At 74.5% G+C, this 17168-nt stretch carries 14 protein-coding genes and 1 pseudogene; 6 read left to right on the top strand and 9 right to left on the bottom strand.

Features of this window, described 5'->3' with window-relative positions; translation table 11 throughout:
- Nucleotides 1–4 precede the first annotated feature (4 nt).
- The 3 genes and pseudogenes from RM590_RS20180 to RM590_RS20170 all read left to right on the top strand — a co-directional run bounded on the left by RM590_RS20180 (nucleotide 5) and on the right by RM590_RS20170 (nucleotide 2099).
- Nucleotides 5–970, top strand: a complete 966-nt coding sequence (locus tag RM590_RS20180) for a ketopantoate reductase family protein (protein ID WP_311706047.1) — start codon at nucleotides 5–7, stop codon at nucleotides 968–970.
- Between the two features lie 195 nt (nucleotides 971–1165).
- Entirely contained in the window at nucleotides 1166–1585 is a 420-nt protein-coding gene (locus RM590_RS20175) for a hypothetical protein (protein WP_311706046.1), read from the top strand.
- Nucleotides 1582–2099 (top strand): annotated as a pseudogene (locus tag RM590_RS20170) (MarR family winged helix-turn-helix transcriptional regulator). Before RM590_RS20175 ends, RM590_RS20170 begins: the two are co-directional and overlap by 4 nt.
- On the opposite strand, the gene RM590_RS20165 reads toward RM590_RS20170, so the two are convergent.
- The 4 genes from RM590_RS20165 to RM590_RS20150 all read right to left on the bottom strand — a co-directional run bounded on the left by RM590_RS20165 (nucleotide 2096) and on the right by RM590_RS20150 (nucleotide 7715).
- The gene (locus tag RM590_RS20165; protein WP_311706045.1) at nucleotides 2096–2530 is read right to left on the bottom strand and encodes a DNA-binding protein; all 435 of its coding nucleotides are present in this window, start codon (nucleotides 2528–2530) and stop codon (nucleotides 2096–2098) included. The pseudogene RM590_RS20170 and the gene RM590_RS20165 sit on opposite strands and share 4 nt — an antisense overlap.
- Before the next feature lie 79 nt (nucleotides 2531–2609).
- The gene (locus tag RM590_RS20160) at nucleotides 2610–3392 is read right to left on the bottom strand and encodes an alpha/beta fold hydrolase (RefSeq protein ID WP_311706044.1); all 783 of its coding nucleotides are present in this window, start codon (nucleotides 3390–3392) and stop codon (nucleotides 2610–2612) included.
- Between the two features lie 62 nt (nucleotides 3393–3454).
- Complete coding sequence (locus RM590_RS20155; protein WP_311706043.1) at nucleotides 3455–6562, bottom strand: substrate-binding domain-containing protein; 3108 nt, start codon at nucleotides 6560–6562, stop codon at nucleotides 3455–3457.
- Nucleotides 6563–6740: 178 nt separating this feature from the next.
- Nucleotides 6741–7715 carry a pectate lyase family protein gene (locus RM590_RS20150; protein WP_311706042.1) on the bottom strand — a complete coding sequence of 325 codons (975 nt, stop codon included), beginning with the start codon at nucleotides 7713–7715 and terminating at the stop codon, nucleotides 6741–6743.
- A 159-nt stretch (nucleotides 7716–7874) separates the two neighbouring features.
- On the opposite strand from RM590_RS20150, the gene RM590_RS20145 reads away from it, so the two are divergent.
- Nucleotides 7875–8114, top strand: a complete 240-nt coding sequence (locus tag RM590_RS20145) for a DUF2277 domain-containing protein (protein WP_311706041.1) — start codon at nucleotides 7875–7877, stop codon at nucleotides 8112–8114.
- Here the strand turns inward: RM590_RS20145 and RM590_RS20140 are convergent.
- Both RM590_RS20140 and RM590_RS20135 read right to left on the bottom strand, forming a co-directional pair.
- Nucleotides 8084–8599 (bottom strand): GNAT family N-acetyltransferase, encoded by a 516-nt coding sequence (locus tag RM590_RS20140; RefSeq protein ID WP_311706040.1) that lies wholly within the window; start codon nucleotides 8597–8599, stop codon nucleotides 8084–8086. The two genes, RM590_RS20145 and RM590_RS20140, sit on opposite strands and share 31 nt — an antisense overlap.
- Before the next feature lie 73 nt (nucleotides 8600–8672).
- Nucleotides 8673–10355 (bottom strand): DUF885 domain-containing protein, encoded by a 1683-nt coding sequence (locus tag RM590_RS20135; RefSeq protein ID WP_311706039.1) that lies wholly within the window; start codon nucleotides 10353–10355, stop codon nucleotides 8673–8675.
- 53 nt (nucleotides 10356–10408) lie between these two features.
- On the opposite strand from RM590_RS20135, the gene RM590_RS20130 reads away from it, so the two are divergent.
- The gene (locus RM590_RS20130) at nucleotides 10409–13588 is read left to right on the top strand and encodes an ATP-binding protein (protein ID WP_311706038.1); all 3180 of its coding nucleotides are present in this window, start codon (nucleotides 10409–10411) and stop codon (nucleotides 13586–13588) included.
- On the opposite strand, the gene RM590_RS20125 is transcribed toward RM590_RS20130, so the two are convergent.
- The 3 genes from RM590_RS20125 to RM590_RS20115 form a co-directional block, all read right to left on the bottom strand.
- Nucleotides 13573–14439, bottom strand: coding sequence for an ABC transporter permease (locus RM590_RS20125; RefSeq protein ID WP_311706037.1), 867 nt, complete (start codon nucleotides 14437–14439; stop codon nucleotides 13573–13575). The genes RM590_RS20130 and RM590_RS20125 overlap by 16 nt on opposite strands.
- Nucleotides 14436–15437, bottom strand: a complete 1002-nt coding sequence (locus tag RM590_RS20120; protein WP_311706036.1) for an ATP-binding cassette domain-containing protein — start codon at nucleotides 15435–15437, stop codon at nucleotides 14436–14438. The genes RM590_RS20125 and RM590_RS20120 overlap by 4 nt, the downstream gene beginning before the upstream one ends.
- 66 nt (nucleotides 15438–15503) lie before the next feature.
- Nucleotides 15504–16064 carry an NADPH-dependent FMN reductase gene (locus tag RM590_RS20115; RefSeq protein ID WP_311706035.1) on the bottom strand — a complete coding sequence of 187 codons (561 nt, stop codon included), beginning with the start codon at nucleotides 16062–16064 and terminating at the stop codon, nucleotides 15504–15506.
- Between the two features lie 185 nt (nucleotides 16065–16249).
- Between RM590_RS20115 and RM590_RS20110 the strand changes: the two genes are divergently transcribed.
- Entirely contained in the window at nucleotides 16250–16852 is a 603-nt protein-coding gene (locus tag RM590_RS20110; RefSeq protein ID WP_311706246.1) for a Uma2 family endonuclease, read from the top strand.
- The last annotated feature ends 316 nt before the right edge of the window (nucleotides 16853–17168 follow it).

Here is a 17168-nt window from a genome sequence, read left to right as displayed (position 1 = left end):
CCGCATGCGCTACATCATCATCGGAGCGGGTGCGGTCGGCGGGGCCATCGGCGGACGGCTGTTCCAGCACGGGCACGACGTGGTTCTGGTGGCGCGCGGCGCGCACGGCGCCGCGCTCGCCGAGCGGGGCCTGCGGCTGCGCACGCCGGACGAGTCGCTGACACTGCCCGTCCCGGTGGTGGACGGTCCGGACGCGGTCACGCCGCGTCCGGACGATGTGCTGATCCTCGCCGTCAAGACGCAGGACTCGGTCGCGGCGCTGGACGCGTGGGCACCGGTGGCCGGCGATCTGCCGCTGCTGTGCGCGCAGAACGGCGTGGCCAACGAGCGGCTCGCGCTGCGCCGCTTCCGCCGGGTGTACGGGGTGTGCGTGTGGCTGCCGAGCCAGTTCCTGGAGCCCGGTGTGGTCACCGCGCCCTGTGCGCCGCTGACCGGGATGCTGCACATCGGCCGTTTTCCGGGCGGGACGGACGACACGGCCCGGCGCGTGGCGGCCGATCTGGAGGCGTCGCGTTTCCTCGCCCCGGTGGTGCCGGACGTGATGCGGTGGAAGTACGCGAAGCTCCTGCTGAACCTGGGCAACGCCCTGGAGGCGCTGTGCGGCCCGCTGCGGGAGCCGCCGCTGACCGACGTGCTGGCGGGGGCCCGAACGGAGGGCGAGGCCGTGCTGGCGGCGGCCGGCATCCCGTACACGGGCGAGGAGGAGCAGGCGCGGCTGCGCGGCGACCGGATGCGGCTGCTGCCGGTGGACGGCGCGGAGCACGGCGGCGGCTCGTCGTGGCAGAGCCTGACGCGCGGCACGGGCTCGATCGAGGCCGACTATCTCAACGGTGAAATCGTGCTGCTCGGCCGGGAGTTGGGGGTGCCGACGCCGGTGAACGAGGCGTTGCAGCGGCTGGCGGACGAGTTCGCCCGGACGGGCCGGCCGGCCGGTTCGCTGCCCGTGGGTGAGCTGACCGCGCTGCTGTAGCCCCGGCCGGGGCCGCTGCGAGGGCGGGCGGATATTTCACGAGTAAATTACTTGATTAAGGTGGAGGCGTGTCCCCCGCCGCCCGCACGCCCGCCGAGCCCTGCCCGTGATGGCGCCGCTGCGCCTCGGCCGACCGTCGGAGGTCTGGCACAAGCGGGCCGGCAGCGTGTTCGTGGCCGCGGCCGTGCAACCCCGATGGCGCTGCTGATCAGCGAGTTCCCCGGCGCCCAGCCGGCCGGTGAGCTGGTGGGCGACCGGCTGCTCGACACGCTGACCGGCGCCGCCTGCGGCCTGCTCGCCGCCGCCCTCATCACCCACCGCCGCGTCGGCACCCACGTCCAACGGCTGTTCGCGCGCGCCGAGTCCGCCCGGGCCGACACCGAACGCCTCCTCGCCGCGCCCGCGCCGTCCCCCGCCGCGCTGGAGGCCGCGCAGCACCAACTGGCCCACGCTCTGACCGAGCTGGGCGCCGCCACGGCCACCGCCGCCGGGGAGTGGCGGCGCCACCCGCTCCCGAGCGAGCGGGTGGCCCGCGCGGAGCGGGCCGGACACCGTACGCTCGCCGCTGCGGTGCGGCAGCGCACGCGGACCGGCAGCGGAAACGGAGACGCATGAACGCCCCGAACGAGGACACCGTCGCCGTGGTGGTGCGGCAGTGGCAGGCCGTCCACCCCGGCCTCGACACCGGCCCCATGGAGCTGATCGGCCGCGTCAACCGGTGCGCGGCCCTGCTCCAGCAGGCGGAGGAGGCGCCGCTGCGCCGGGCCGGCCTCACCCGCGCCGAGTTCGACCTGCTGGGCGCGCTGCGCCGCACCGGACACGCGCTGAGCCCCGGCGAGCTGGCCCGGGAGACGTCCTCCTCGGGGCCGCCGTCACCAAGCGGCTGCGGCAGCTCCGGGAGCGTGGGCTGCTGGAGCGGCACAGCGACACCCGCGACCGCCGCGCCGCCCGGGTGTCCCTCACCGACGCGGGCCGCGACCTGGTGGACCGGCTCATGCCGGACCAGCTCGGCTATGAACGCGCCGTCCTGGCCGGCCTGGACGAGGAAAGCCGGCGCGAGCTGAGCGAACGGCTCGCCGAACTGCTGGCCCAGCTCGAAGGCCGCATCGGCCGCCCCGTCGAGGGTTAAGCCGAGTCCTCCTCGCCGTCCGGGAGCCGGCCGGTCAGCCGGGCGTGCCGCTGGCGGGCGGCCTGGGGAGTGCCCAGGCCCAGGCCGAACGCGATCTCCTGCCAGGTCAGCCCGCGCCCCCGGGCCATGGCCAGCAGCCCGGCCTCCAGCTCGTCCATCTCGCCGCGGGCGCGCGGCACCAGCGTCAGCGCGGCGGTGATGTCCGCGCGGTCCACCTCGGGCTCGCCGTCGGCCCGTTCGGCCGCGCCGCTGAGCAGGAACGACACCAGCCTGATCGCCTCGTGCGGGGCCGGCACATACGGATGCGTCTGCCGCGCGCGCTGCTCGGGGGTGGCCGCGTGCCGCTCGGCGATGCGGAAGAGGGCGGCGTGAACGCGGTGAGCGCGCGCCCGGTCGGGGTCGGGGGGTGTGAAGGGGTCTTCCTCGGACATGACTCCACCCTCCTCGCGCACACCCGCCGTTGTCAACGAAAAAAAGAAAACAAGTCGTTTATACAAACACAGCGTTCAACTACGCCCCGAAGAACTCCGCGAGCACCGGCGCCAGTTCGTCCGGGGCGACATCGTGGAAGTGGCCGGGCAGCGAGCGGTGCCGGGCGCCGGGGATCGCTTCCGCCAGGGTCCGGGCCGCCGAGCGCAGGCCGGCGCTGGTGTCCGTGCTGTCGACGACCAGCACCGGCGTGGTGAGCGCGGCGTACCGGTCGGCCGCCGCCGCGCCCGTGATCGTCAGGTCGTAGACCAGCGTGTGCGCGATGGACTCCAGCACCGGCCGGAAGGGGGAGTCGCGCATCGCCGCCACCATCGGCTCGGGGATGCCGATCGAGGTCTGGAACAGCTCGACGGCGGCGCCGCGTTGACCGTCCGCGACCAGCGCGGCCAGTTGGGCCGCGAGCTGCCGGGTCACGCCGTCCTCGGGCAGCGGCGGCTCGAACACGGACAGCCGGTCGATCGCGGCGCCGCCGCGCGCCAGCGCCTCCAGCGCCAGCAGGCCGCCGGAGGAGATGCCGTGGACATGCGCGCGGCCCCCGGCCGCGGCGATCACGGCGGCCAGGTCCTCGATCTCGCGGTCGACCGCATAGGGCGGGCCGTCGCCGCTGCCGCCCCGGCCGCGCCGGTCGTAGGTGAACACGGTGAAGTCGGCGGCCAGTCGCTCGGCCAGCGGCCCGCTCGGGCCGGCGTCGCGGAAGCACATGGCGCCGTCCACCAGCACGACGGCCGGCCCGGAACCGCGGCAAGTGAACGCGATGCCGGTGCCATCGGCGGACACGGCTGTGGCGTCGGTGAGATCTCCCATGAACGTGGTGACCGCGGGCGCGGCCGAAACTCATCGGCCGCGTGATCCCGGGGAAGCGCCGCTCAGGACACGGCCCGGTAGGCGTGCGGGGCGACGCCGGTCACACGGCGGAAGACCCGGCTGAAATAGGCGCGGTCGTGGAAGCCGACGGCGCGGGCCACGGTCTGCACGCTGTCATCGGTATGCTGGAGGCGTTCCTTGGCGCGCTTGATGCGCAGCCGCGTCAGGTACTCCCAGAGCGTCAGGCCGAGTTCGCGGTGGAAGAGCCGCCCGAGGTGGTCCTCGCTGACGCCGGCGGCCTGCGCGATCTGCCAGCGGGTCAGCCGGTGCCGGTAGTGCTGCTCGATGTAGGCCAGCGCGTGGCGGACCGGGGCCGGGTCGGCGGCGCGCGCCGACCGGTCGGGCAGGGCCGCCAGCAGCCGGGCCGTCTCCGCCTCGGTGAGGATGCCGCTGCCCAGCAGCACCAGCCCGGGGTGCGGCTCGGCCCGGCGGGCGTCGGCGGCCGTGAACCCCTGGTCGCCGAGCATCAGCGCGGGCGTGCCCGGCAGCCGTTCCACGAGGTCGAAGCCGTCCATGTCGGGCAGGACACGGTTGACGATGAGCAGCCCCGGCTTCTCGTCGGCGATCAGCGCCAGCGCCGTGGTCCCGTCCCGCGCGGCGCGAACGGGCCGCCCGGGCAGCAGCCGGCGCAGCCGCTCCCGGGCGTCGGCCGCGCCGTCGACGACGACGGCGGGCGCGGCCAGGCCGGAGGGCCGCAGCGCGTGCAGCGCGTCGTCGAGGCCGTCGCCGGTGACCGGGCCGTACAGCAGGAACGGCGTGCGGCGCAGCGCCGGGTGGTCGTGCAGCCGGCGGACGGCGGACCACTCCTCGGCGGTGGCCGGCCCGGCGTCCCACGCGACGGCGGCCGGGCCCGGCGCGGCGAGCAGCGCGGCGAGGTCGTCGTCGGGGTGCAGCCGGTGCACCTCCAGGGCGTGCCGCCGGGCCAGCGCGGCGATCTCGGGCGGCACCGCGGCGGCGGGGTCGGCGGCGAGCAGCAGGGTGCGGCCGGAGGGGCGGGCGGCGGGCGGCTCGGCGGGGGTGGGCAGGGGCAGCGTGAGTTCGAAGCCGCAGGCGTCGGGGGCGCGGTACGGGGTGACCGTTCCGCCGTGCAGGACGGCCAGCCGGCGGGCGATGGCCAGGCCGAGGCGGGTGCCGGGCTCGCCGGTGGCGAAGGGCAGGAAGAGCTGGTCGTCCTCGGACGGCGGGAGTTCCAGGTCGGGGCTGGTGATCCGGATGGTCAGCCGGACCGGGGTGGCCTCGGCGGTGAGCGCGGTGCCCGGGCCGGCGGCGGTGAGGAGGTTGTGGATGATCTGCCGCAGCCGGGGCTCGTCGGCCGGGACGGCGGGCAGCCGGCGCGGCAGGCGCAGCCGCCGGGCGTCGCGGCCGACGGCGGCAAAGGCGTCGGCGAGCAGCGGGCGGGGGTCGACCAGGCGGCGGGAGAGCCCGAGCGCGTCGATCTCGGAACGGGACAGGTCCAGCAGGTCGTCGATGAGCCGCAGCAGCCGGCCGGCGTCCTCGTGCGCGGCGTCGCCGGGGCGGGTGTGCCGCAGGATCGCCTCGACGGGGGTGCGCAGTTCGTCGGTGGCGTTGTCCAGCAGCCGGGTCTTGAACCGGCTGGCCCGCTCGGCGGCGTCCCGCGCCCGGCGCACCTCGGTGAAGAGCCGGACGCCCTTGAGCGCGGCGCTGATCTGGTCGCCCAGCGCGCGGTACAGCGCGCCGTGCCGGGCGGCGGTGCGGTGCGGCCCGGCGTCGAAGAGGGCGAGGCCCAGCCGTTCCTCGCCGATGTGCAGCGGCTCCAGGACGGCGGTGAACCGGCGTCCGTCGGACGGGAGTTCGCTCGGCGGCAGGCCGTCGCCCAGGACCAGCCGGCAGCCGGGGACGGCAAGGCCCGGCAGGTGGCGTTCCAGCGCGGCGGTGAGCGCGCCGGTGTCGGTGACGGTGGTCAGGGTGGTGGCGAGTTCGCGGAGCCGGCGGGCCTGCTGCTCGCTGGTCCAGCGCTCGTATTCGAGGAGGCGGTGGGACTTGTCGGCGACCATCAGCCGGGCCTGGCCGGTGAGCCGTTCGGCGCGGGCGTCGTCCGGGTCGGCGGTGGCGCGCAGGCGTCGCAGGGCGCTGTCCAGCGCGCCCGCGTCCCGGAAGGTGTGGACGTGGTCGGCGATGTGGCGTTCCAGCGCGTTGAGGAACGCGACGCCGGGCCGGTGGAACGCGGCGGCCAGCGTCTCGTCGGGCGGCGGGCCGGGGGCGGGCTCGTGGCCGGGGTCGCCCTGGTCGACCAGCGGCGAGTGGCAGCCGCAGGAGCGGCGGGTGACGAGGGTGCCGGGCACGACGCGGCGCGCGGGCGGGGGCGTGCCGCGCAGCCGGGCGATCAGGGTGTCCACGGCCAGCGCGCCCAACTCCTCGAAGGGCAGCGCGACGGAGGTCAGCGGCGGGTCGCTGATGCGGGCCTCGATGGAGTCGTTGAAGCTGATGAGCGCGACGTCCTCGGGGACGCGGATGCCGCGGCCGGCCAGGAAGCGCAGCGCGTCGGCGGCCAGCACGTCGCTGCACGCGACGACGGCGTCGAAGTCGCGCCCGGGGCGCAGCCCGCGCACGTCGAGGAGGACGCTCATCGCGGCGGCGCCCGCGCCGGCCGCGTAGTCGAGGGAGGCGGAGACGAGCGAGCGGTCGCGCGGGATGCGGTGCCGGGTGAGGGCGTCGGCGTAGGCGCGGAACCGGTCCAGCGCCACCGGGTTGGCCAGCGGCCCGCGCAGGCAGGCGAGCCGGCGGCGGCCGTGGTGGGTGACGAGGTGGCCGACGGCCTCGCGCATGCCGGCGTAGGAGTCCAGCAGCAGCGTCTCGTGGCCCCCCAGCGCGCGGTTGAGGCTGACGACGTGGCCGAGTTCGCCGAGGCGGTCGACCAGCCGGGCTGTGTCCGGGCCGGGGGCGGGCAGGCCGAGGGTGGAGGCCCAGCAGATGGCGCCGTCCAACAGGTCCGGGCCGATCAGGTCGTACAGGGAGTTCCGGGCGGCGACGCCGCCGGGCCGTAAGGCGTCACCGGGGAAGCAGATGACGTTGGCGTCGCAGCGTTCGGCGGCTTCGAGCACGCCGGACCACAGGGTGGCGCCGACGCCCAGATGAATGTTGGCCGTCACGAGGCCGATGGTGGGGCGCCGCTCCGGCCTCGGCCCGCGTTCCGCCATGAGGGCTGCCTCGCTCGTCGCACAACGCCTGGGGTGGCGTGGACGATAGCGCCGGGCGGGCGGGCCGACAAGAGCCGGCGTCGCGGTGGGTAGGGCCGCGACGCCGGTCTTGCGGCTCCCGGAGGGGAGGTCAGATCTTGCCGGTACCGGCGCCGTTCATCACGATGGACTTGACGTTGGCGGCGGGGTCGGCGGAGTAGCCGTAGGGGATCGACGCGACGGAGCCGCCGGTCTGGCCACTGCCGGAGTTGACGAAGTGGTTGTTGCGGGCGACGAGACGGCCGTCGTCGGAGCTGCCCTCGCCGAGGTGGAACGGGTCCTCGGTGTCCTCGAAGTAGTTGGCCTCGACGAGGACTCCGGCGTTCTCGGTGGAGGCGACACCGTAGCTGCCGATGTCGTTGTAGTAGTTGTTGTAGACGTGGACCGGGTCGCCGAAGCGGACGCGCGGGTTGCGCTGGTTGACCCCGTCGAACCAGTTGTGGTGGTAGGTCACGCGCAGCTTGCCGACGTCCTCCGAGGCGTTGCTGTCGGAGTGGCCGAGCAGCATGTTCTTGTCCGAGTCGTAGGTGTGGTTCCACGACACGGTGACCCCGGTCGAGGCGCGCTTGATGTCCAGGGCGCCGTCGTTCGGGTTGCTGAACTCGTTGTGGTCGATCCAGACGTTCGTCGAGTACTGAACGTTGATGCCGTCGTCGTTCGAGTTGGTGAACGACAGGTTCTGGATGATCACGTTGCTGGCGTTGCTCACGTTCAAGCCACTGCCGTTGATCCGGCCCGAGGTGCCCACGCCGATGATGGTCTTGTTCGACGTGACCCGGGCCATGCTGCTGAGGTTGATCGTGGTGTTGACCTGGATCTGGAGGCGCTCGGAGCTGCCGGCCGCGGCGATGAAGTCCGAGGCGTTGGACACGGTGACGGTGCGGCCGCCGGCGCCGCCGGTGGTGCCCGCACCGAAGCCGGTGGGCGTACCGACGGCCAGCGTCCCGACGTCCGCCGTCGGCTCGGCGGCGGTGCCGTTCGCAGCGGTGATGCCGCCCATGGTCGCCGCGGCGGCGACGACCGCAACGGCACTGACCAGCTTGAATCTCGCGCTCGTCCTGCGCATGGGATTCTCCGTCCGATCGTGGGGGGTGGAACGAGGAAACCGGTGGCCGCGCGGCTTCGGCACGTTACCGATGCTAAGCGGGGCGCTGTGGACGATGACGCTCTGTATGTGGATTTTTGCGCTCTGCTGTGTGTCAGTGGGGCGGTGCACACTGGGCACATGTGCCGCAGCATCAAGACTCTCCGCCCGCCCGCGACGCCCGTTGTCACCGACGAGGACGTGCGCGCGGCGGCGCTGCAATACGTGCGGAAGATCTCCGGGTTCCGCGCCCCGGCCGCGCACAATCGCGCGGTCTTCGACGAGGCGGTGGACGCGGTCGCGGCGGCGACCCGGGAGCTGCTGGGCGGGCTCCAGGTGCGGGGCTCGGGTCAGAGCCGTTCGAACGCCCCGCAGAACTGAAACACCCCGGTGACCGCCGGGTCGTAGGCGGCCAGCGTCCGCACCTGGAAGAACTTGCCGTACTTCGGGTCCGGCGGGTCGATGCCGTACTCGGTGCTCGTGCGGAAGCCGTAGCGGCCGTAGTAGTCGGGGCTGCCCAGCAGCGCGACGAGCGGCTCGCCCAGCGCGTCGGCGGCGCCGAGCACCGCGTGCATCAGGCCCAGCCCCACGCCCCGGCGCTGCCGGTCGGGCCGCACGCTGAGCGGGCCCAGGCCCAGCGCGGGCACCGCGCCGACCCGGCCCCGGGTGCACACGACGTGCCCGATCACCTCGCCGCCGGGGTCGGTGGCCACCAGCGACAGGGCGGGCAGCCAGCCCTCGTCGCGGCGCTGCTCGTCCACCAGCCGGGCCTCCATCGGCAGGGCGCCGTCCGGTCGGGCGAAGGCGGCGGCGGTGACGGCGTGGATGGCGGGGGGGTCGGCGGGGGTCTCGCGTCTGATCAGCACCGGCACAGTCTGGGTGCCGGGCGCCCCGGGGGGCAACGCGATTCGGCCGTGTCGGCGGGGGCCGCCGGAGTGGTCAGCGGCCGGTCCCGAGGGCAGCCAGCTCGTCGGCGAGGTCGGTGAGGCCGAGGGAGCCCAGCGACAGCGCGGCCATGTGCCAGGACTTCAGGTCGAACGCGCCGCCCGCCGCGGACCGGGCCGCCGCCCGGCCGGCGAGCCAGGCGCGTTCCCCCAGCTTGTAGCTGATGGCCTGGCCGGGGATGCCGAGGTAGCGCACGATCTCGGAGGCCGTGTGGCCCTCGCTCATCCCCGTGTGCTCGGCGAAGAACTCGGCGGCCAGCCCGGGTGTCCACACCTCGCCGGGGTGGAAGCCCTCCCCGGCCGGTATGCGCTGCCCGGTGTGCATGCCTATGTCGATGATCACGCGGACGGCGCGCGCCATCTGGCCGGAGAGATGGCCCAGGCGCCGCGCCGGGTCGGTGAAGAAGCCCAGCTCGTCCATCAGCCGCTCCGCGTACAGCGCCCAGCCCTCCGTGGTGGCGCTGACCGAGCCGACGCTCACCTGGAACCGGGACAGCTCGTCCTGCACCAGCACCCACTGCGCCAACTGGAGATGGTGGCCGGGCACGCCCTCGTGGTACCAGGTGGACACCAGCGGCCACACCGGGAAACGCGTCGCGCCCCGGGTCGGCAGCCAGGTGCGGCCGGGGCGGGCGAAGTCGAGGGAGGGGCGGGTGTAGTAGGGGGCGGCGGCGGTGCCGGGCGGGGCGATCATCGACTCCACGCGCCGGACCGGCTCGGCCAGGTCCAGATGGGTGCCGTCCAGCTCCCGGATGGCCTCGTCCATCAACTCCTGGAGCCAGTCGCGGACTTGCTCGACGCCCTCGATGGCCTCGCCGTGCTCGTCGAGGTGGCGCAGCACGGCCAGCACCGGCTCGCCCGGCAGGATCTCGGCCGCGGCCTCGCGCATCTCCCGGGCCAGCCGGTGGAATTCGGACCAGCCGTAGGCGCAGGCGTCCGCCAGGTCCAGATCGGCGCCGGTCCAGCGGCGCGCGCCGAGCAGATAGCGGTCCGGGCCCACGGCGTCGGGGGTGCCCGCCACGGCGGGCAGATAGCTGTCGCGCAGATAGCCGCGCAGCGCGTCCAGCGCGGCGGCGGCCGAGTCCGCCGCCGCGGCCAGCTCGGCGCGCAGTTCCACCGGTCCGCCGGCGGCGAAGGTGCCGTACCAGTCGGCGGCCAGCAGCTCGCCGATCTGCTCGGCCAGCGTGGCGGCCTGCCGGGGCGCGGCGGGCAGGCCGCGCGCGAGGCCGGTGGCCAGCGAGCGCCGGTAACCGTCCAGCGCGCCGGGCACGTTGCGCAGCCGCCGCGCGACGACGGCCCAGTCCTCCGGGGTGCCGGTGGGCATCATCAGCAGCATCGCGCGGATGCGGTGCACCGGGGAGAAGAGGTTGGAGACGTCCCGCAGCGGCTCGCCCGCCTCGTGGCGGGCCAGCTCGGCGGTCAGCCGCTCCCGCAGCAGCCGGGCCGCGCGCCGCTCGGCCGGCGAAAGGGTGGCGGACGGCGCGTGTGACTCGGCGGCCGTCAGCTCGGCGAGCGCCGCCCGGTGGGCGGCGGCGAGCGCCGCGTGGCCGTCGGGGGAGTAGTCGGGGAGGTCACCGGACCCGGGGCGGATGCCCAGCTCCGTCGCGACCTGGGGGTCGAGGTCGGCCAGGGTCTCCACATGCGCGTCGGCGATCGCCCGCGGGCCTGACTGGTGCATTGTGTCATCCTCGTACAACACCCACCTCGACGGAAGAGACCCAGAAGGCACACGTGTTCGATGAGTTGATCGGCCGGGAGCACGCCGCCGGGGTGCTGCGCGCCGAGATCGAACGGGCCACGGGCAGCCACGGCGGCCTGGTGCTGGTCGCCGGCGAAGCGGGCATCGGCAAGACCGCGCTGGTGACCGGCGCCGCCGAGGAGGCCCGCTCGCGCGGCGCGCTGGTGCTCGGCGGCTCCTGCTGGGACTCCGACAACGCCCCCGGGTACTGGCCCTGGGTGCAGGTCGTCCGCGCCCTGCGCCGCGCGGTGCCAGCGGGTGAGTGGGCGGCGGCCCGGGACGCGGCGGGCGAGAGCCTGGCCGCGCTGCTCGCCGAGGCGCCGCCGGCGGCCACCGTCCCCGGGGTCCCGACGGGCGAGGGCTTCGAGCTGTACGACGCGGTGACCACCGCGCTGGTGACCGTCTCCGCCACCCGGCCGGTGGTCGTCGTGCTCGACGACCTGCACTGGGCCGACACCGCCTCGCTGCGGCTGCTCCAATTCGCCGCCCAGCACACCTGGTTCGAACGGCTGCTGCTGATCGGCACCTATCGCGACGCCGAGGTGGAGCCCGCCGGCCACCCGCTGCACTCGCTGATGATGCCGCTGGTCGCCAAGGCCACGACGGTCACGCTGACCGGACTCGGCCCGGCCGAGGTCGGCGCCCTGATGACCCGCACCGTGGGCCGCGCCCCCGACCCGCCGCTGCTCGCCGAGGTGCACCGGCGCACCGGCGGGAACCCGTTCTTCGTCGAGCAGACCGCCCGGCTGTGGCACAGCGGCGGCGCGCTCAGCGCGACCCCGCCCGGCGTGGGCGACGCCGTGCGGCGGCGGCTCGGGCTGCTGCCGGAGCCGGTCGCGCGGCTGCTGACGCACGCGGCCGTGCTGGGCCGGGAGTTCCACCGCCAGGTCCTCGCCGCCGCCGGGGGCACGCCCGTGCCCGAGGTGGACCGGCTGCTCGACCACGCGGTGGCCGCGCGGCTGGTCGCGCAGCGCGGCGCCGGGAGGTTCGGCTTCGCGCACGACCTGGTGCGCGAGACGCTGTACGAGGCGCTGGACGAGTCCGAACGGCGCGCCCGGCACGCCGCCGTGGTGCGCGCTCTGGACGACGACCCGGAGCTCGCCGGGCGCGTCCCGCCTGCGGACGCGGCCCGCCACGCCTGGCTGGCGGGCCCCGAGGTCGCCCCGGCGCGCGTGGTGGACCTGCTGCTGGCCGCCGCGAACGACGCCGTCGGGCGGATGGCGCTGGAGGAGGCGAGCGGCCACTACCGCCGGGCGCACGAGCTGGCCGCCGAGGTCGATCCGCGCCGCCGCGTCCTGATCGCCCTGGAGTTCCGCGAACGGCTCTGGCACGTCGGCGACCCGGAGGAGGCGGCGCGGCACTTCCCGGAGGTCGCAGCCGAGGCGCGCGCCCTGGCCGACCCCGGGCTGCTGGCCCGGGTGGCGCTCTCGCTCTACCGCAACGAGGGCTCCGGCGCCTCGGGCGAACTGCGCTCGCTGCGCGCCGAGTTGATCCGGGAGGCGCACCGGGCGCTGGTCGGCCCCGCCGACGCCGGCGCGACCGCCGCCGAGGACGACCCCGCCGCCCTGGAGGGCCTGGCCCGGGACCTGGCCGTCCGCGCCGCCGTGCTGGCCCGGCGCGGCAAGGACGACGACGCGCTGGGGTTCAGCCTGCTGGCCCGCCACGACACCATCTGGGGCCCCGGCACGGCGGGCGAACGGGAGGTGCTGACCGCCGAGTTGGTCCGGCTGGCCCGCCGCACGAACGACGAGGACCTGGAGCACTTCGCGTCCTCGCTGCGCTGGGTGGCGCTGGTCGAGCTGGGCGACCCGCGCTACGCGGAGCAACTGTCCGAGTTCGTCGCCATCGTGGAGCGGCAGGACACCCCGCGCTACCGCCTCTCCTCGGTGATCGACCAGGCCATCGTCGCGACCATGTGCGGCCGGTTCGCCGAGGCGGAGGCGTTCATGGCGCAGGTCGGGGGCCTGGCGGGCAAGGGCGCGCACGTGGAGCAGTTCGCCTGCTACGTGCACCATCTGCGCTGGTCCTGGCTGCTGACCCAGGGCCGGTTCGCCGAACTGGACGAGCTGCACGGCTCGTTGACCGGCGCCGACTATCAGTGGCCGGAGCTGATCGCGGGCATCACGGCCGCCCAGCGGGGCGACACCGGCGCGGTGCTGCGGCAGTTCGACGTGGCCCGGCAGCGGCGGTACCCGCGGGCCGTCGAGGCGCTGTGGCTGCGGTTCCAGGCGCAGGCCGCGGCGGCGTCACGGGATCCGGACCTGTGCGCCCGGGCCCGGGCCGACCTCGCGCCCCACGCGGGCCAGTGGTCGGTGTCCCTGTTCGGCTTCGACATCAGCGGCCCGATGGACCTGTGGTCGGCGGTGCTCGACGCCGCCGAGGAGCGCTGGGACGCCGCCGTCGAGGGCTTCACCGCCGCCGCGCGCTCGGCCGACCTGCTGCGCGCCCGGCCCTGGGCCGCCGAGGCGCGCGCCCACCTGGCGCGGGCGCTGCTCGGCCGCGGCAAGCCGGGCGACGCGGCGGCCGCCGCCGCGCTGACCGACGAAGTGGCGCACGAGGCCGCCGAGCTGGGCCTGCACCACCTCCGGGAACGGGCCCCCCGGGAGCGCGCGGCCCCGGAGCCGCCGGCCGGACCGGCGGACGAGTTCCGCTTCGACGGCACCGTGTGGACCCTGCGCCACGCGGGCCGCACCGTGCACATGCCGGACGCCAAGGGCCTGCGGGACCTGCGGGAGCTGCTGACCCACCCCGGCACCGACATCCCGGCGGTCCGGCTGCTCGACCCGGCCGGCGAGGTGCCGCGCTACGGCGGGGACGCCGTGCTGGACGAGACGGCCAAGGCCCGTTACCGCAGCCATCTCGACCGGCTGGACGCCGAGATCGACCGGGCGGCCGAGGCCGGCGACGAGCGGCGGGTGGCCGAGCTGGACCGCGAACGGGCCGCGCTGCTGGAGGAGTTGCGGGCCGCCGCCGGGCTGGGGGGGCGCACCCGCCGACTGGGCGACGAGGCGGAGCGGGCCCGGAAGACGGTCACCGCCCGCATCCGGGACACCCTCCGCCGCCTCGACGCGCGCCACCCCGAGCTCGCCGCCCATCTGCGCGCCACCGTCACCACCGGCGCGCTGTGCGCCTACCGCCCGGCGCCCGGGCAGGAGGTTCACTTCCGGTTGTAGAGGCGCATCGTCAGCGTGCCGAAAACGGCCACCAGCAGCGCCCCCGCGACCAGGACCCAGCCGATCGCGCCCGTGTCCACGTCGCCGTCCATCAGCCCGCGCGCCGCCACCACCAGCCGGGAGACCGGGTTGACGTCGACGAACGCCTGGAGCCAGCCGGGCATGGTCTCCGGCTCGACCAGGATGTTGCTCAGGAACGTCATCGGGAACATCACCATCATGCTGACGCCCATCACGGACTTCTCCGAGCGCAGCATCAGCCCGAACATCGTCCATATCCAGGAGAACGCGAAGGAGAACGCCACCAGCAGCGCGATGGCACCCGCCACCCCCACGACCCCGCCGTCCGGCCGGTAGCCCATGATCAGGCCGACGGCCAGGATCACCACGGACGCCATGGTGTAGCGGAACATGTCGCCCAGCAGGTAGCCGACCATCGCCGAGGGCCGCCACACGGGCAGCGTCCGGAACCGGTCGAACACGCCCTTGGCGATGTCGGTGTTCACCGCGACGCCCGTGTACATGGTCGTCATCACGACGCTCATCACCATGATCCCGGGCAGCAGGAACTGGAGATACTCCGTCGTCGACCCGGCGAGCGCCCCGCCGAACAGATACGTGAACATCAGCGTCATCATGATCGGGAAGACGGTCACGTCGAAGAGCTGCTCGGGCACGTGCTTGATCTTCAGCATCGCCCGCCAGCCGAACGTGGCCGACGCCGACAACGCGCTGGGCCGCGGCGGCCGTTCTCCCTTGGCGAGCACGGCCCGCAGCGTCTCGGTCTCCGGGACGTAGGCGTCCTCGTCCTCGTCCCGGGCGGGGGCCTCGGTGTTCGTCGCGGTGGTCATGCCGCAACCTCCTGTTTCTTCTCGGTCTTCTCGTTCTTCTCGGTGAGGGCGAGGAACACCTCGTCCAGGCTGGGCTGGCCGAGGGAGAAGTCGTCCACGACGATCCCGTCGGCCGCCAGCTCGGCCAGCGCGCGCGACGCCAGCTCGGCCGGGCCGGTCGTCCCGCCGTCGGGCATGATCCGCGCGGTCAGTGCCACCGGATCGGCGTCGAGCTGCACCTGGGTGTCCAGCACCCGCGCCAGCACCCGCCGCGCGTCGCCGCGCCGGTCGCCGTCGCGCAGCCGCACATGCACCGCGCCCGCGCCGACCGAGGACTTGAGCTGGCCGGGGGTACCCTCGGCGATCACCTTGCCGTTGTCGATGACCGCGATGCGGCCGGCGAGCTGGTCCGCCTCGTCCAGGTACTGGGTGGTCAGCAGCACGGTGGTGCCCTGGGCGACCACGGCGCGCACGATGTCCCAGACCTGGTTGCGGCTGCGCGGGTCGAGCCCGGTGGTCGGCTCGTCGAGGAAGAGCAGATCGGGCGTGTTCAGGATGCTGGCCGCGATGTCCAGGCGGCGCCGCATGCCGCCCGAGTAGTTCTTCGCCTGCTTGGCGGCCGCCTCGGTCAGACCGAACGCCTCCAGCAACTGCGCCGCCCGCTCCCGCGCGGCCGGCTTGCGGTGGCCGAGGAGGCGGGCGAGCAGGACCAGGTTCTCCGTGCCGGTCAGGTCCTCGTCCACCGAGGCGTACTGCCCGGTCAGACTGACCCGGCCGCGCACGGCGTCCGCCTGCTTCAGCACGTCCAGCCCGAAGACGCGCGCCTCGCCGCCGTCCGGGCGCAGCAGCGTCGCGAGCATCTTGACGGTGGTGGTCTTGCCCGCGCCGTTGGGCCCGAGCACCCCGTAGACAGTGCCCGCCGGCACCGCGAGATCGACGCCGTCCACGGCTCGCTTGTCACCGAATACCTTGACGAGCCCTGTCGTTTCGATCGCCAGCTCGCCGGTGCGCTCACTCATCGTTTTCCTTCCGCTTCCTGGGTCTTGTGAATGGGGACCGCGTGCGCGGCCGTTTCTCATCGCTCGTCACGTCACATACGGCCGCCGTTCCCGGGCCTCGCGCAACGCCAGTCCCCACCAGACGAGTTCGTCGAGCATCGCGGTGGCCGCCCGCTCCCGGGCCGGCGTTCCGATGCCCGCCTCGTCGAGGAGGTCGAGCCCGACGACGTCCCGCAGGGTCACGGTGCGCAGCTCGGTGAAGACGCCGCGCAGCGCCTCCACCGCGTGCAGCCCGGTCGAGCAGGAGCCGTAGGACACGAAGCCGACGGGCTTGGTGTGCCACTCGTCGTAGGCGTAGTCGATGGCCTGCTTGAGCGACGCGGGAAAGCTGCGGTTGTACTCGGGCGTGACGACGACGAACGCCTCGGCGCGGCAGACGGCCCGGGAGAAGCGCAGCATCGCGGGCGTGGGCCGCTCGGGATAGCGCTCGGGGAACGCGAACTCGACGAGGTCGAGCACCTCGACGTCGAGGTCCGCCCGCGCCCGGGCCCGCTCGGTGAACCACCGCCCGACCGCCTCCCCGGCCCGGCCCTGCCGCGTGCTCCCGATGATCACGGCGGTCACCAGCCGGCCGCTCTCGCCACCCATGGCCGCCACCTCCTCTCACCCAGGAGGGCGCGAGACGGCTTCCGGCACCCGCGAGATCCGATCTCGCGGACCCCGCCGGGTGAATGTTTCCGCGTTCGGGCCGCATGGCCCGGTGCGAACGGAGCAGAATCGCTCAATCACGGTGAGCGACACACACCCGGTGAAGGAGGCGCACCTTGGGAACGGTGACGGGGATCCCGGTGACCGCGGCCGGCGGTGGCGGGGATGAGGACCCCATCAGGTTCGAACGGCTCTGCCGGGACCTGGAGTTGGCCAGAGCCGCCCTGCCGGGCGGGTACCGGGCGGAGATCATCGGCGGGCGGATCGTCATGTCCCCCTGGGCGCGGGGGTTCCACAACCGCGTCCTGGAGTCCCTGCTGGCGCAGTTGACGCCGCACGTGCCCCCGGGCCAGGCGGCGCGGACGACGCCGGGCCTGTTTCTCTTTCCGCGGCAGTCGCGGGTGTACGGCCCGGACCTGCACGTGGCGGACCGGACGGCCACACCGGGCACCGGCTTCCTGCTGCCGGGCGCCGCGCTGTCCCTGGTCGCCGAGCAGACGTCGGGGGCGACCAGGGAGGCGGACTGGACGGAGAAGGCGGACGTCTACGGCCGGGCGCAGGTGCCGGTGTACCTCCTGCTGGACATGCGGGAGGCCACGGTCACGGTCTTCCACGACCCGACGCCGGGGCTGGGCTACCGGCAGCGGTCGGGGGTGACGTTCGGCGAACGCGTCCGGGTGCCGGAGCCGTTCGGCTTCGCGCTGGACACGGCGGGCTGGGAGCGCTGAGGAACGGCGTCCGGTCCGGGGGTTCACCCGCGGCGGGCGGCTCCGGCCGGCCGGACGACATCGACGGGAAGCCCGGCCTCCGGCCGCAAACGCCTCGCATTCACCACCGGAGAGATCCTGACGATGACCCCGACCACCGTCCTGCGGGCCGCCCGCCGCCTCGACCCGCGTCTGCTCAGGGCTGCGTCTCGGTCAAATTCTCGGCCCTGAAGGGGACCGAGCTTGTTGGCTCGGTCGGGAGGGCGTTGATTGCAAGTGGAGCGCGGCTGGCTGCGGCGTGGTTCCCCTGCGTCCGGAACTAGCGTGTGCTGGTTCT

It is taken from the genome of Streptomyces litchfieldiae, assembly GCF_031845365.1.
Lineage (GTDB): Bacteria > Actinomycetota > Actinomycetes > Streptomycetales > Streptomycetaceae > Streptomyces > Streptomyces litchfieldiae.
This window is presented reverse-complemented; position numbering and strand designations above follow the sequence as displayed.